Annotated in this window: 13 protein-coding genes; 9 read left to right on the forward strand and 4 right to left on the reverse strand. The window is 63.9% G+C overall.

Annotated features, from left to right (window positions below; all coding sequences use genetic code 11):
* Positions 1-110: 110 nt before the first annotated feature.
* From R1T40_RS12195 to R1T40_RS12230, 8 genes are all read left to right on the forward strand, one after another.
* Positions 111-800 carry a haloacid dehalogenase type II gene (locus R1T40_RS12195; RefSeq protein ID WP_317384309.1) on the forward strand — a complete coding sequence of 230 codons (690 nt, stop codon included), beginning with the start codon at positions 111-113 and terminating at the stop codon, positions 798-800.
* Positions 801-837: 37 nt separating this feature from the next.
* On the forward strand, positions 838-1,686 hold the full coding sequence (locus R1T40_RS12200) for an alpha/beta fold hydrolase (protein WP_317384310.1): 849 nt from the start codon (positions 838-840) through the stop codon (positions 1,684-1,686).
* Positions 1,683-2,660, forward strand: a complete 978-nt coding sequence (locus R1T40_RS12205; RefSeq protein WP_317384311.1) for a threonine ammonia-lyase — start codon at positions 1,683-1,685, stop codon at positions 2,658-2,660. Before R1T40_RS12200 ends, R1T40_RS12205 begins: the two co-directional genes overlap by 4 nt.
* A 125-nt stretch (positions 2,661-2,785) precedes the next feature.
* Positions 2,786-3,577 carry a 3-oxoadipate enol-lactonase gene (pcaD, locus tag R1T40_RS12210; RefSeq protein ID WP_317384312.1) on the forward strand — a complete coding sequence of 264 codons (792 nt, stop codon included), beginning with the start codon at positions 2,786-2,788 and terminating at the stop codon, positions 3,575-3,577.
* Positions 3,570-4,280 carry an alpha/beta fold hydrolase gene (locus R1T40_RS12215; RefSeq protein ID WP_317384313.1) on the forward strand — a complete coding sequence of 237 codons (711 nt, stop codon included), beginning with the start codon at positions 3,570-3,572 and terminating at the stop codon, positions 4,278-4,280. Before pcaD ends, R1T40_RS12215 begins: the two co-directional genes overlap by 8 nt.
* A gap of 193 nt (positions 4,281-4,473) precedes the next feature.
* A complete protein-coding gene (locus R1T40_RS12220) occupies positions 4,474-5,565 on the forward strand; it encodes a Zn-dependent alcohol dehydrogenase (protein ID WP_317384314.1) in 1,092 nt (363 codons plus the stop codon).
* 122 nt (positions 5,566-5,687) lie between these two features.
* Positions 5,688-6,920, forward strand: coding sequence for a mandelate racemase/muconate lactonizing enzyme family protein (locus tag R1T40_RS12225; protein WP_317384315.1), 1,233 nt, complete (start codon positions 5,688-5,690; stop codon positions 6,918-6,920).
* 202 nt (positions 6,921-7,122) lie between these two features.
* Positions 7,123-7,440: an ArsR/SmtB family transcription factor gene (locus R1T40_RS12230; protein WP_106161872.1), complete on the forward strand. Its 318-nt coding sequence runs from the start codon at positions 7,123-7,125 to the stop codon at positions 7,438-7,440.
* Positions 7,441-7,480: 40 nt separating this feature from the next.
* Here R1T40_RS12230 and R1T40_RS12235 read toward each other — a convergent pair whose 3' ends face one another.
* The gene (locus tag R1T40_RS12235) at positions 7,481-8,329 is read right to left on the reverse strand and encodes a fumarylacetoacetate hydrolase family protein (RefSeq protein WP_317384316.1); all 849 of its coding nucleotides are present in this window, start codon (positions 8,327-8,329) and stop codon (positions 7,481-7,483) included.
* A 79-nt stretch (positions 8,330-8,408) separates the two neighbouring features.
* The gene (locus R1T40_RS12240; RefSeq protein ID WP_394804988.1) at positions 8,409-11,462 is read right to left on the reverse strand and encodes an ABC transporter transmembrane domain-containing protein; all 3,054 of its coding nucleotides are present in this window, start codon (positions 11,460-11,462) and stop codon (positions 8,409-8,411) included.
* A gap of 235 nt (positions 11,463-11,697) precedes the next feature.
* Between R1T40_RS12240 and R1T40_RS12245 the strand changes: the two genes are divergently transcribed.
* The gene (locus R1T40_RS12245) at positions 11,698-12,087 is read left to right on the forward strand and encodes a DUF3307 domain-containing protein (protein WP_106161868.1); all 390 of its coding nucleotides are present in this window, start codon (positions 11,698-11,700) and stop codon (positions 12,085-12,087) included.
* A gap of 121 nt (positions 12,088-12,208) precedes the next feature.
* Here the strand turns inward: R1T40_RS12245 and R1T40_RS12250 are convergent, their stop codons facing one another.
* Positions 12,209-12,799 (reverse strand): type 1 glutamine amidotransferase family protein, encoded by a 591-nt coding sequence (locus tag R1T40_RS12250; protein WP_317384317.1) that lies wholly within the window; start codon positions 12,797-12,799, stop codon positions 12,209-12,211.
* A 111-nt stretch (positions 12,800-12,910) separates the two neighbouring features.
* Complete coding sequence (locus tag R1T40_RS12255) at positions 12,911-13,369, reverse strand: Lrp/AsnC family transcriptional regulator (RefSeq protein ID WP_106162304.1); 459 nt, start codon at positions 13,367-13,369, stop codon at positions 12,911-12,913.
* Positions 13,370-13,403 lie beyond the last annotated feature (34 nt).

Here is a 13,403-nt window from a genome sequence, read left to right on the forward strand (position 1 = left end):
AGGCCACCCTAACGCTCATGGCAGCAGAGTAAACCCGTACCAACACAATTTAGCCCATTGAACCCGGCCCCGCTTGTGGCAGTTTCGCTGCCAACACGGAGGCCTTCCAAATGACGATCAAGACCTGCATTTTCGACGCCTATGGCACGCTGTTCGACGTCGCCGCCGCCGCCCGACAGGCCGCAGCAGAGCCGGAATTCCCGCAGCTTTCGGACAATTGGGCGACACTGGCACGAACCTGGCGGCTGAAACAGCTGCAATATACTTGGCTGCGCGCCGTCACCGAGGCGCATACGGATTTCTGGCAGGTCACGCAGGACGGCCTTGACTGGTCGCTGGAGGCCGCCGGTCTTGATGCTCAGCCCGCCCTGCGCCAACGGCTGCTGGACCTTTACTGGGAACTTGCCGCCTACCCGGAGGTGCCCGCGATGCTACGCGCGCTCAAGGACGCGGGCTATCAGACCGCCATCCTGTCGAACGGGTCGCCGCAGATGCTGGCCGGGGCTGTGGACTCCGCCGGGCTTGGCGACATGCTCGATGATGTGCTCTCGGTCGAAAGCGTCGGCATCTTCAAACCCGCGGCGGCCGTCTATGATCTGGTCGGCCAGCGATTTGGCGATGAACGGCCCGAGGTGCTGTTTGTCTCCTCCAACAGCTGGGACGCGGGCTGCGCCACCGGCTATGGCTTCACCACCGCATGGGTCAATCGCGCGGATGAGCCGGTGGACCGCCTGCCCTGGCGCCCGGCGCATGTCCTGAGCGACCTGACCCCGATCCCGGACATCGCCGCCACCGCCTGATGCACTGCCCGCTACACCACCTGAGAAAGACATCTTCATGAGCCGTTTCACCACCCCAGATGGGCTGTCGCTCTACTATGAGACCCACGGCAATCGCCACGGGCTGCCGCTGATCTGCCTGCCCGGCCTGACCCGCGACGGGCAGGATTTCCGTTATGCGCTGCCGCATCTCTCTGCCTATCACGTCATCCTGCTGGACCTGCGTGGGCGCGGGCGGTCGGATTATGCCGAAGATCCGTCCAGCTACAACATCCTGACCGAGGCCGGGGATGTGATCGCCTTGATGGACCACCTCGGGCTGGCTCGCGCGGCCCTGCTTGGCACCTCGCGCGGCGGGCTGGTGGCGATGGCGATAACCGGTACCGCCCGCGACCGGTTGTCGGCGGTGATCCTCAACGACGTTGGCCCCGATATCGCCGAGGAGGGTCTGGGCCGCATCTTCGACTACCTCGGTCGCCGCCCTTCCGCGAAAACCCATGCCGAGGCCGCCCAGACGCTGGAGGCCGTGATGGCGCCAGCCTTCCCCGGCGTTCCGTCGCAACGCTGGCTGGAAGAGGCGCAGACTTTCTACAAAGAGACGCCGGACGGGCTGGAGCTACGCTATGACGCCCGCCTGCGCGATGCCATGCTGGCCCAGGCTGCTGCCCTGGCCGAGATGGAGGAGAAACCCAGCCTCTGGCCGTGGTTTGCCGCCCTCGACGGGCTGCCCGCCGGGGTCATCCGGGGGGCACACTCCGATATCCTGTCGGCAGAGACCTATGCCGAGATGCAGCGCCGCCTGCCCGCCCTGCGCGCCGTGGAACTGCCGGATCGCGGCCATATCCCCTTCCTTGACGAACCGGCCGCCCTCGCCCTCATCCACGATGTATTGAAAGACGCCCAATGACCACGCTCGCCATGATCGAGGCCGCCGCCGCGCGCCTCAAGGGCCACGCCCGCCGCACGCCGCTCCTCTCCTCGCCCTTCCTTGACGAGATCGCCGGTCGGCGCCTGTTCGTGAAGGCCGAATGCCTGCAGCACACCGGATCGTTCAAGTTCCGCGGCGGCTGGGCGGCGCTGTCGGCTCTGGACCCCGACCTGCGCAAACGCGGCGTCATCGCCTATTCCTCGGGCAACCACGCGCAGGGTGTCGCCGCGGCGGCCAAGGCCCATGGCGCGCCTTCGGTGATCGTGATGCCCGCTGATGCGCCCCGGCTCAAGATCGACAACACCCGCGCCCTGGGTGCCGAAGTGGTGCTCTATGATCGCGCAGCTGGAGAAAGCCGCGAAGCCGCCGCCGCGCCGCTGGTCGAGAGCCGCGGCCTCACCCTCATCAAACCCTATGACGAGCCGGAAGTGATCGCGGGCCAGGGCACCACCGGGCTGGAGATCGCCGAACAGGCCGCCGAACAGGGCGTCACCCAAGGCGATGTACTGGTCTGCTGCGGCGGTGGCGGACTGACCTCGGGCATCGCGCTGGCCCTGCAGGACCGTGCGCCGGGGCTGCGTGTGCGCCCGGCAGAGCCAGAAGGCTTCGACGATGTGGCACGTTCGCAGGCCTCGGGCCGGATCGAGAGCAACGCCGCCCCCACTGGCTCCATCTGCGACGCCATCCTGACCCTGGCCCCGGGCGAGATCACCTGGCCGATCCTGTCGCGCCTTTGCGGGCCCGGCCTCACCATCACCGACACCGAAGCCCAGCACGCCATGGCGCTTGCCTTCCAACGGCTGAAGATCGTGCTGGAACCCGGTGGTGCTGCCGCCCTCGCCGCCGCGCTGTTCCATGGCGACCAGATCGAAGGCGATGCGATGATCGCTGTTGCCACCGGCGGCAATGTGGACCGGGATACCTTTGTCGAGGCACTCAGCCGCTTCTCCTGAGTGGTCCTTCAACCGGCAACATTCCGGTGAGCGCGAAGGGGAAGCCCCCTTCGCCTCTCCCATCGCTGGCCTCTCGCGACGCATCTGTCTATGGTCGCGCGGCAACAGATAGCAAGAGCCCGCCCATGCCCCTCGCAGACCTTGGCGATGTCCAGTTGAACTACACCCTGCATGGCCCTGCCAAGGCGCCGCCCGTGGTCCTTGTGCATGCGCTTGGCACCGACCAGCGCATCTGGGACCGGGTGATCCCGACGCTGCCCGACGGCTTGCGTATTCTGACGTTCGACCTGCGCGGCCATGGCGGGTCTTCGGTGCCCGAGGGCCCCTATTCGATGGGCGCTTTGGTGCGCGACGCGGAACGGCTGATGGAGTTCTGCGAGATCCGCGACAGCCTGTTTGTCGGCCTGTCCATCGGCGGCATGATTGCGCAGGGACTGGCGGTGAAACGGCTCGACCTGATCCGCGCGCTGGTGTTGTCCAACACCGCCGCCAAGATCGGCACGCCGGAGATCTGGCAGCGCCGGATGGCGGCGATCCGCGCCGATGGCCTTGCCGCCATCGGCGCCGAAACCATGCAGCGCTGGTTTCCCCGCGCCTATCTGAAGTCCGGTGCCCATGCCCCGACGGAGGCGATCGTCGAAGGCACCAGTGTCGAAGGCTACCTTGGCTGCTGCGCCGCGGTGGCGGGCACCGATTTCTACACGCCCACCTCCGGCCTCCGCCTGCCCACGCTTGGCATCGCCGGGTCAGAGGATGGCTCTACCCCGCCCGATCTGGTGCGTGAAACCATCGACCTGATCCCCGGCGCGCAGTTTGCGCTGATGCGGCGCAGCGGCCACGTGCCCCCCATCGACCAGCCCGAAGCCTACGGCGCGCGGCTCACTCAATTCCTGCAAGAGGTTGGACACATTGGCTGATATCCTTCTCGTTCACGGCTCCTGTCACGGAGCATGGTGCTGGCGCGACCTGACCCCGGCGCTGGCCGCCCGTGGTCATTTTGTGCGCGCCATAGACCTCCCCGGCCACCGCGATGACCGCGCGCCTGAAACCGTGACGCTTGATGAGACCTGCCGGGCCGTCGCAGATCACATCACGCCCGAGACCATTGTCCTCGGCCATTCCTGGGCCGGCTTTCCGATCACCGGCGCTGTGGCATACGCACGTCCGCGCGCCCTGATTTACCTCTGCGCCTATGTGCCAGTCTCCGGCCTCTCCCTGATCGACATGCGCAAGGCGGGTCCACGCCAGACCATCGGCGATGCCGCCGTGAAATCGGACGACGGCCACAGTTACACGATCCGCCCGAACGCCGCGCCGGAGCTGTTCTATCACGACTGCCCGCCCGAAGCGGTCTCCTTCGCGCTGGAACACCTCTGCGCGCAGCCGATCCCGCCACAGGCCACGCCGCTTACCGTGCCGTCGGCCTGGGCGGAGCTGCCCAAGGCCTATATCCGCTGTACTCAGGACCGCACCATCCCGCCGGAATATCAGAGCAGCATGTGCGCCGACTGGCCGCAGAAGGATGTACATATGCTCGAAAGTTCGCATTCGCCATTCCTGTCGCAGCCCGGTCCACTGGCAGAACTGGTCGACCAAATTGCCCTTCCGTTCACCCGATAGCGCCGTCACGCCACACCCCGCAACCGGCACCCAACAGACAGCCGGCGGAGTGTCCAAGGCGGCAATCCCGATGCATCACCGCTGCACTCTCCTGACATGCCGTGGCGTAAAACCGACAGATCCGCGCCGCTTTCCACATTGCAGTGCCCAGTGGGCAACGTCACCCTGAACAAGAACGACGGGGAGACCGACCATGAAAACCATCAAAGCCGCCGTGTGCCACACATTTGGTGCACCACTGACACTCGATGACATTCAGATCGCGCCTCCCGGACAGGGCGAGGTTGAAGTCACCCTGGACGCGGTTGCCATCTGCCACAGCGATATCTCCTTTGCCGAAGGCGCCTGGGGTGGCCACCTGCCCGCCGTCTACGGGCACGAGGCCGCCGGGCGCATCTCCGCTATCGGCGCTGGTGTGGAAGGGTTCGACCACGGCGATGACGTCATCGTCACGCTGATCCGCGCCTGCGGCAGCTGCCCCACCTGCGCCGGTGGCCAGCCAGTGAGTTGCACCACGCCCTATGATGGTCTTGATGGGCCGCTGTCCACCGCAGCGGGCCAGCCCCTGCTTCAGGCCATGGCATGCGGCGCCTTTGCCGAAAAGGTGGTGGTCAGCGCCCGCCAGATCGTCAAGATCCCTGCCGATTTGCCCAAGGAGGTGGCAGCGCTGATCTCCTGCGGCGTCATCACCGGCATCGGCGGCGCGGTGAACGCCGCCAAGCTGCGCGCCGGCGAGGACGTGGTGGTGATTGGTGCCGGCGGTGTTGGTCTCAACGCCATTCAGGGCGCGCGCATCGCAGGTGCCCGCCGCATTGTGGCCGTGGACATGAGCCCGGAGAAGCTGGAAATTGCGCGCGAATTTGGCGCCACTCACGGGGTGCTGGCGACCGAGGCCAAACCCTGGCGCGGCGCATACAAGGCGCTTGGCGGAAAGGGCGCCGATGTGGTGCTGATCACCGTCGGCGCCATCCCCGCCTATGACCAGGCGCCGCGCTACCTTGGCCCTGGTGGACGCGCGGTGATGATCGGCATGCCGCATTCCGGGCAGACCGCGCAGTATGAACCTGTGGTCATGGCCGCCCTTGGTCAGGGACTGCAGGGCTCCAAGATGGGCGATGTGGTGATCCAGCGCGATGTGCCCTGGATCGTCGACCTCTACCAGCAGGGCCGTCTGAAACTTGACGAGCTGATCTCCGGCCGCTGGTCGCTGGAGGAGATCAACGAGGCCATCGCCGACACCAAGACCGGCAGCGCCAAACGCAATGTGATCCTGTTCAACCGCTGAGACCAGCACCAGAACGCCGGGATCCGGGCCCGTTGGCCCGGACCCGCGCGCGCCGGGGCCTCGATGGCCCCGGCGCGCGCTCCCCCTCCACCCGATTGCCAAGCCTCAAAGGACCGAGAGACATGAAACTCCAGGACCTCGACATCATCATCACCGCGCCCCCGGCCCCCGGCTGGGGCGGGCGCTACTGGATCCTCGTCAAAGTCACCACCGACACCGGCATCACCGGCTGGGGCGAATGCTACGCGTCCACCATCGGGCCCAAGGCCATGACCGCCGTGATCGAAGATGTCTTTGGCCGCCACATGCAGGGCGAAAACCCGGAAAACATCGAGCTGATGTTCCGCCGTGCCTATTCCTCAGGCTTCACCCAGCGCCCCGACCCCACCGTCATAGGCGCGTTTTCGGGGCTGGAAATCGCCTGCTGGGACATCCTCGGCAAGCAGCGGGACCGCCCGGTGCATGCGCTCCTCGGCGGCCGCATGAACGATCGCATCCGCGCCTATACCTACCTCTACCCGCTGCCCGAGCATGACATCAGCGCCTTTTGGACCTCGCCCGAGATGGCTGCAGAATCCGCCGCCGATGCGGTCGCGCGCGGCTATACGGCAGTGAAATTCGACCCCGCCGGTCCCTATACCATCCGCGGCGGCCATATGCCCGCAATGTCCGACATCTCCCAGTCGGTTGCCTTCTGCAAGGCCATCCGCGCGGCAGTCGGAGACCGCGCCGACCTGCTGTTTGGCACCCACGGCCAGTTCAACACCGCCGGTGCCATCCGCCTCGGCCAGGCCCTGGAGCCCTACAGCCCCCTGTGGTTCGAAGAGCCCACGCCTCCCGACATGGTCGAGGACATGGCCCGTGTCGCCCGTGGCGTGCGCATCCCGGTGGCCACCGGAGAGCGGCTCGCGACGAAGGCGGAATTTGGCGCCATCCTGCGCGCGGGTGCCGCGGAGATCCTGCAACCCGCCTTGGGTCGGGCCGGTGGCATCTGGGAAATGAAGAAGGTCGCCGCCATGGCGGAGGTCTTCAACGCGCAGATGGCGCCCCATCTTTACGCCGGACCGGTTGAATGGGCCGCCAACATCCAGTTCGCCGCCTCGATCCCCAACATCCTCATGGCCGAATGTATCGAGACCCCATTCCACAGCGCGCTCATCAAGAGCAGCATCACAGTCGAGGGCGGCTATATCACCCCACCCAACGCGCCGGGCCTGGGTATTGACGTCGACGAGGACCTGGCCCGCGCCCACCCCTTCACCGGGGATGACCTGCATCTGAACATGCAGGAAGCGCCCTGTGATTACGCGAACGGCAATGCATTTGAGGGCGGCGCACCACCTGCCAAGGGTTGAAAACACACCAACCGCCTCCCTATATAAAGTGAGGGCGAGAAGAAAAGCGTAAGCAAAGGTTTGCTAAAAAGAATAAATTTTTATCGAAACTCTTGCGAGGCCACGGAGATCCGTGGCCTTACTCTATTAAGCGTCAGTGATTGTTCTGATGCATTCCTTCCTGCTCCCCAGGAATCCAGACGGCTGCGAAAGAAGACCCTATATGATGACTGACACACTGGACATGCCTGTAGCCTCCATGGCGGATAACGCATCGGAAGCCTCAGCACTGCTGAAAGCCCTGGCGCATGAGGGGAGGTTGATGATCCTGTGCTATCTGGCCGGGGAAAAGGAACTCTCGGTCGGCGCCCTCGAAGAGCTGCTGGATAAACGGCAGGCCGCCGTGAGCCAGTTGTTGTCACGCCTGCGCGAAGACCGCCTGGTGGTGGCACGCCGTTCTGGAAAGACAGTTTATTATTCGCTGGCCGACGGACCGGCGACCAAAATCCTCGAGAGCCTGCACGAAATCTATTGCCGCTGAGACCCGGAAAACACCGACCGGGTCTCGCCTTCTTCTGCGATCAGTCGTCCGCGCGCACAGGCTGTCGCTGACGCCCAAGCCCTTGAATTTCAAGTTCTATCACGTCACCATCGCGCAGGAAGATGGCATTGGGCTTTTGCCCCATCCCGACACCCGGAGGCGTGCCCGTTGCGATCACATCGCCCGGGTGGAGCGTCATCAGCTGGCTCAGGTGGCTGATGACCTCGGCCACCGAAAATATCATCTTGTCGGTGTTTCCGGTCTGCATCCGCTGTCCATTCACGTCACAGGACAGAGCCAACGCCTGCGGATCAGCCACCTCATCAGCCGTCACCAGCCACGGCCCGATCGGGCCAAAAGTGTCGCAGCTCTTGCCCTTGGTCCATTGTCCGGTCAGCTGCATCTGAAAATCCCGCTCTGAGACATCATTGACGACGCAGTACCCCGCAACATGATCGAGCGCGCTTTCCACAGTGACGTATTTCGCCGCAGTTCCGATCACAACGCCCAGCTCGACTTCCCAGTCTGTCTTGGTCGACCCCCTTGGAATGCGGATCTCGTCATTCGGCCCGACGATGCATGAATTTGCTTTCATGAAAAGAATGGGGTGTTCGGGGGCGGTTGCACCCACCTCTTCCGCATGATCGGAATAGTTGAGTCCGATGCAGAGGAACTTGCCCACCGAACCGATGCAGGGGGCGTAGTCAATCTCGCCCGACAGCTCCGGCAAGGCGCTGGCATCCAGCGCCCGGATCCCGGCCAACACCGACGGGTTCAGCGTCTCCGGCGTCACATCTCCCACGTGGATCGACAGATCCCGCGCCACGCCCGACTCATCCATCAGACCCGGCTTCACCCCGTCCGCCGTGCGGTACCGAAACAATTTCATATGCTCTCTCCCTGAAAATATCGCGCCGATCCGCCGCACCATCGGGCGCGGTCGGATCGGCAGATCACCTGCCTGCAGGCTAACTGGAAACGTAGCCCGCAACCACCTGCAGCAGCTTGAAGGCCGTGTTGGCGTCGTTCTCCACCACCGCGAGGAATTCCTCCTCACCGATCCGCAGGCAGGTGAGGTCGCTTTCGGCGATCATCGACAGGGCGCGGGGTTCCTTGCGGATCAGGCCCAGCTCGCCCACCAGGCGGCCGGGGCCGACCTTGGCAATCAGTTGCCCCTCCGCGCCCTCGTCTTCGGCCGGCAGGTAGAGCCCCGCCTCCCCTTCGATGATCATATAAGCGCCGTCGGTGGCCGCATCATCCTTGTGGAAAACTGCCGTGCCCGGCGTGGCCTCGAACCAACGCGCCCCAAAGGCCAGCAGGCGCAGCTGACGACGATTGAGACCGGAGAACAGTTCGGTGCTCTCCAAGGCGCGCAACTTGCGCGACAGGTCCGCCGCCGCGGCGCTGTCCTCATCGACAGCCTCACGCACATCGGCACGTTCGTCCTTCAGGCGGCCTTGGCGCATCTCGAAGTAGTGATCGAACCGGTCGGGGTCGCGAAAGGCAGGTTCGAGGAAAATCAGCGTGGTGTCCGGCAGCAGGTCCCGCAGGTTGTCCTGCATCGCCCGGCGGGTGTCGCGATCAAAGCTGGCCAAGGCACTGTCGAGGATCAGGATGTCCGGGCGTTTGATTGAGGCCCGGCAGAAGGCCAGCGGCTCGGCAAAGCTCTGCCCCAACCCCTGGCCGCCAACGGAGACCGGCAGCTCGAAGATCAGCTCCACCACCATTTCGCGCACGCCTGCCTTGTCGATCACCTCGGCGACAGCGCGCCGCAGATCCTCGACGCGCGCCCCGGCGCTGTCGGAAATCTTGCCGAAGATGGCATTCTCCAACACCGTGAAACCGGGGGCAAATTCGCTCTTGCTGAGCGGCACGAAGATGTCATCAAGCGTGTCCAGCAATTCACGCCCATGACTGTCACGCAAGGACAGGATGCGATCCTCGATCTCGGTACTGAAGGCCGGTCCCAGCGCCTCGGCAGAGATCGAGAAAGGCACGATCATCATCTGCGCCAGCTCTTCCGGGTCAAGCGCCTCCGCGCCCTTGGATTTCACCTTCTGCAACAGCTGCAATGCCGCCTCATAATCCGATGCTTCCAGCCCCAGCTTGCGGAAGAGGGGATGCACCGTACCATCCATGCCGAAGATCTGCCGGAGCATCTCCAGCACGTCCTGCGCCAGGTTGACGAGATCGGTGTCGAGTCCAATGCGGCGCACGGTCTGCAAAAAGTCATGTTGGTCGCGCAGCAGTTCAAAGGTGATGGGCACAGAGCGCGTCGCATAAAGCAGGTTTTCCACCACCGGCAGCGTCGGGTTGTAATATTCACGGTTGTTGAAATGGGCAAAGGCATCCAGCCCGGCGTCCATCAGGGCCTGCTGCACCTTTGGGCGCAGTTTGACCAGCGCATTGGCCAGTTGTGGATGCTCACTGCTCACAAAAACCTGATCCATGCCGCGCCGCAGAAGCGCGGTGTCCGAACCAATGCCCTCGACGATGCGCAGCCACCAGTCGCGCAGCTCCTCAGCCTTTTCAAAACCGGCGATCGTCGGATCGACCCAGTTCACCCCAAACGGATCGGCGCTGTTGCCCGCCCGGATCGCGTCGCGCTGCGCCCGCGGATCGGTGGGATCTTCCAGTGGCCGGATGCGCAGCGGCATCAATACGTTTTCCCCGAAAGACCCCTGAAACAGCGCCGGACGCGAAGTCGCATGCCCGATACGAGTGGCAAGCACCATCTGGTGCAGGTCGCGAATGCCGTACCCCGCCAGCGTCACCGTGCCGGAGGCGGGCAGCACCTCGCGGGTCAGCACTTCGGCCAGGGCGCGGCGGTCCTCTTCCGACGGGGCGGCAATGCCGATCAGCTCGCCCTTGGGGAAGGTCGCGGAGAGTTCCTCCAGCACCAGATTGCCGTCGGCGTCGCGCACGCTGACGCCGTCCAGTACGATGTCGCCGGCCAGATGCGGCAGCTCCTCCGGCTCGCCCTGCATCAGGCGTTCGTCCACCATGTCCGGCGGCGCGAACCGCTCCAGGATCACCTCCCAGCGCAGCCCCATGTCCTGGGTCTGGTTGTAATAGGTCAGCAGTTCCTTCCACGGCGAGGCCAGATCCTTGTAGGCCGCCAGCGCCGCCACCAGCGCGCCGAGCGAGACCTTGCCCTCCAGCACCAGATAACCGCCCACCGCATAGAAGAAGAACGGCGTCAGCTGGGTGATGAAGTTGTTGAGGAACTTCATGAAGAATTTCTTCTGGTAGATGTCGAAACGGATCTCGTAGAGATGCCCCAGCCGATCCGTCACCCGCGCCATGCGGTAGCGCCAGCCGCCGTTGACGCGCAGGGTCGATGCCCCCGCCGCGCTTTCGCCAATCTCGGAGGCCAATGCACGCACCTGCTGGATGCGCTTTTTGTTGAGCAGGTTGATGCGCCGCTGCAGCATTGGGATCAGCCAGCCCTGCAGCGGGATCAGCGCCACCGCCGCCAGCCCGAACCACAGGTTTTGGACAAACAGGAAATAGAGGATGGTCAGCATCTGACCCGCCTGCAGCACCGGTTGGCTGACCGCATCTCCCATCAGCCCGCCCATGGGCTCGGATTCGGAGGTGATCATCGAGACAAGCTCGCCCTGGCTGGTGCGCTCGAAATAGGGCTGCGGGAATCGCAGGACACGGGCGATCAGGCTGTAGCGGAAACGGCGCAACATGCGTTCGGCCAGCACCCCCTTCATGGTGTTGATGCGCATCTTGGTCAGGCCATGCGCCAGCACCGCCAGCAAGAAGGCCCCGCATAGGATCCACAGATAGGTGAGCTGGTCGAACTGCTGCCCCCAAACCTCGACGGTGGAGGACTGGGCGCCGATGGCGTCATTGATGATGCGCTTGGGCAGCTCCAGCGTCAGATAGAGCAGCGGAAACAGGCAGGCGGTGACCAGCAGGAGAATCAGCTGGTCACGCTTGGAGTACTTCCAGATGAATTGGAAAAGCGTGCGTTCTATGGGAAGGACTCCGAAGATCTTGCGGCTGGGCACCGGCCCGCGTGGTTTAACAAGGAAATTGACGTGATTTCCCCATGATTAGCGCGGTTTGCCCTTCTCAGGCAATGACGCAGACATGACGTGGGCGCAGCCTAGAAAGCTGGCCCTGTTACGTCTGTGAGCTATGTCACAGACAATCCAATGCGATATTTGCGATATAGAGAAAACACCGTAAGGTCCGCGAGTGACCTGCCCGCCGCACGTTGCAACTGCAAGAGGAACATCTGTTTTGCCAGAGAATGTCGGTATCGTCCTGCTGCTGATCTGCCTGTTCGAGGTCAAGCATATGTTTGCCGACTTCTACCTGCAGACCAAAAAGATGCTATCAGGCCGCTGTCAGTATTTTCATCCCGGTCGCGCCCAGCATGCAGGCGTGCATGCGATGGCCTCGGTGGTGGTCCTGTTCATCGTCGGCAGCCCGCCCTGGTTCATTGCGGTGATCTGCGCCGCAGAATGGCTGATCCATTTCAACATCGACTACTGGAAGGCGCATCATACCGAGTGTAACAAGCTGGACCCGACCCAGGGCGCGTTCTGGCGTGCCATGGGCACCGATCAGCTGCTGCATCATCTGACATACATCGGCATGACTGCCGCCTGGGCGATGGTCTCTCTCTGATCCATACCGTGCCGGTGGTCTGCCACAGCGCCGCGGCGGGGAGGCTCCCGCCCGTGTCGGTTGCATTGAAATGCCCCCTCCCCCGTTGGGCCCAGCGCCGCGCTGACGCGCGGCGGGGGCGCTAGGCCGCATCACGATGCCCCGGGCGATGCTCGCCGCCCAGCATTGATTTCAGCTGATGCACCGTTTCGGCCGGTACATCCAGCGCAGCCATGACCTCGGCGGCAAAGCTGACGGGCGCAGTGCCCGCCGCTGTCACCACGCGTCCATCAGAGACTGCCGTGGGCTGTTCCAGATACGTTGCTGAGCCCGCATAGCTGTCCGCATGGGTGCCGAGGAAGGCCGCATCGTTCGAGGTATGCCGCACCGCGTTCAACAGGCCGGCCCGGGCCAACGCCAGGGTGCCACCACAGATGCCCGCCACAACTGCACCACGCTGATGCGCTGCCCGCAGGACATCGACGACATCCGGCGCTTCGGGGCGTTCCCAGATCGTGCCGCCGATCACCACCAGCGCATCCGGCGCCCAGGCCTCCAGCAGGTCAAGCCCGTCAACCACCCGCGCCATCAGACCACCCATGGAGGTCACCTCGCCCGGCACTGGTGTGACAAAGCGGATCTCCAGCCCGAAATAACCCTGCCCGAGGCCACACAGCACCCCGTATTCCCAATCCGCAAACCCCTGCGTCAGCAGCACTGCCACTTTGGTCATGTCACCCCTCTCCTTCGCCACCACTCAAGCAAGAACATAAAGTGAACAACTGAGTCGGACAACCGAGAATTCCACCGATCTGGCAAAAATCCATCGCGGCCGCGCAGCCGCTCAGGGCACCACCGGCGTGTCCCGTTTCACCGTCTTCAGGATCACATGGGTCTGCGCACTTGCAACACCCGCCAACTGGAACAGGAAACCTTCGAGAAACTGATTATAGGCTTCTAAATCCGGCGCGAGCACACGAAGATGATAATCCGCCTGCCCCGTGGTGGCATAACATTCCACAACATGGGGATTGGTCTCCACCGCACGGATGAATTCCGTCAGGTGTTCGGGCGCGTGGCGCGTCAGGTTGACCTGTACCAGCGCCTCGAACTTCAGTCCCATGGCCTTTGGCACCACGCGGGCCCCGTAGCGAGAGATGACACCTGCCTCCTCGAGCGCGCGCACCCTGCGCCACAACGCCGATGCAGACATGCTGACGGCGTCCGCGAGATCTGCGTTGGACATGCGACAGTCTTCCTGCAGCAGCTTCAGAATGCGGCGATCACGTTCATCCAACTGCATCATGTTGAAATTTTGCTCCTCAAAATCCGGAATA

Origin of the sequence: Tritonibacter scottomollicae (assembly GCF_032924845.1) — a bacterium.
GTDB classification, from domain to species: Bacteria; Pseudomonadota; Alphaproteobacteria; order Rhodobacterales; family Rhodobacteraceae; genus Epibacterium; species Epibacterium scottomollicae.